1 protein-coding gene is annotated in these 1,516 nt (G+C 73.5%); it reads left to right on the top strand.

Annotated elements, in window-relative coordinates; all coding sequences use genetic code 11:
• On the top strand, positions 1 to 1,516 hold a 1,516-nt coding region (locus Q0L15_RS23120; protein ID WP_296607206.1), incomplete at both ends, for a glycoside hydrolase family 3 protein.

The raw sequence follows: 1,516 nt of genomic DNA, 5'->3' as shown, positions 1-1,516 counted from the left end.
ATGGACCCGCACGACTCCGCCGACCACCGCGCGGACGCGCTGGTCGCGGCGATGACGCTGGACCAGAAGCTCGGGATGCTGACGTTCAGCGACCCACCGTGGTTCGCGTTCTACGGGACCGCCGGGCACGTGGACGGCATCCCGGAGCTCTGCGTGCCGGACCTGGTGCTCAGCGACGCCGGGTCCGGCGTGGCCGGCCTCCAGGTCGCCACGACGGTGTTCCCCTCCGGCGTCGCCCAGGCGTCGACGTGGGACCCGGCGATCCAACGGCGGCTCGGTCGCGCGATCGGCGAGGAGGCGTACGCCAAGGGCATCAACGTGCTGCTCGGGCCCGGGATGAACATCGCGCGGACGCCGTACAACGGCCGCAACTTCGAGTACTTCGGCGAGGACCCCCACCTCGCCGCCAGCACCGCCACGGCGTTCATCCGCGGCATCCAGGACAACCCGGTGCTGGCCAGCGCCAAGCACTACGCGTTCAACAACCAGGAGACCGACCGGATGACCGTCGACGTCCGGGTCGACGAGCGCACCCGTCGGGAGATCTACCTGCCGGCGTTCGAGGCCGCGGTGACGAAGGCGCACGTGGGCTCGGTGATGTGCTCGTACAACCGCGTCGGCGGCACGTACGCCTGCGAGAACCCGCGGCTGCTGACCGGGTACCTGCGCGACGACTGGGGCTTCGACGGCTTCGTCGAGTCCGACTGGGGCGCCACCCACTCGACCGGGCCGGCCGCGATGGCCGGCCTGGACCTCGAGATGCACGCCTCCCCGCTGCCCCAGCGGTACTTCTCCGCCGACAACCTCCGGGCCGCGCTCGCCGACGGGTCGCTCACCCGGGCGCGGGTCGACGACATGGTCCGGAACGTGGTGCGCCCGATGTTCGAGCACGGGCTCTTCGAGCACCCGGTCCAGCCCGGACCGGAGCCGTACCTCAGCGACGTCTCGACCCCGCACACCGAGCTCGCCCGCACCGTGGCGGCCGAGGGGACCGTGCTGCTGAAGAACCGGGACGGCCTGCTGCCGTTCCGCCGCGACGGCGGCCGCACGATCGCGGTGGTCGGCTGGGCCGCGAACCCCGTGGGCGCCACGAGCTCGACCTCGGGTGGCGGCTCCTCCCACGGGTCCGGGGTCGCCCGGCTGGTCTCCCCGCTCGAGGGCATCACGACGGCGGCGCGCGCCCACGGCGACCGCGTCGTGTACGTGGAGGGCTCGAACGCCGCCGACGCGCAGGCTGCCGCTGCGGCGGCCGACGAGGTGGTCGTGGTCGCGACCGACGGCTCCACCGAGGGCAGCGACCGCCCGGACCTCGGCTTCCGCCCGGCGATGTGCGTGTCGGTGGGCTGCTCGAGCATCCCCCTCGACCAGGAGGGCATGATCGCGGCCGCGACCGCCGCCAACCCGCACACGGTCGTCGTCCTCGACGTGGGCGGCCCGGTGCGGATGCCGTGGCTGGCCGACGCCGGCGCGGTGCTGCTGCCCTGGTACGGCGGCCTGCAGCACGGCAACGCGCTGG

Source organism: Nocardioides sp., from assembly GCF_024509035.1.
GTDB lineage: Bacteria > Actinomycetota > Actinomycetes > Propionibacteriales > Nocardioidaceae > Nocardioides.
Note: the sequence above shows the minus strand (reverse complement) of the source record. Positions and strands in the feature narration are given on the sequence as shown.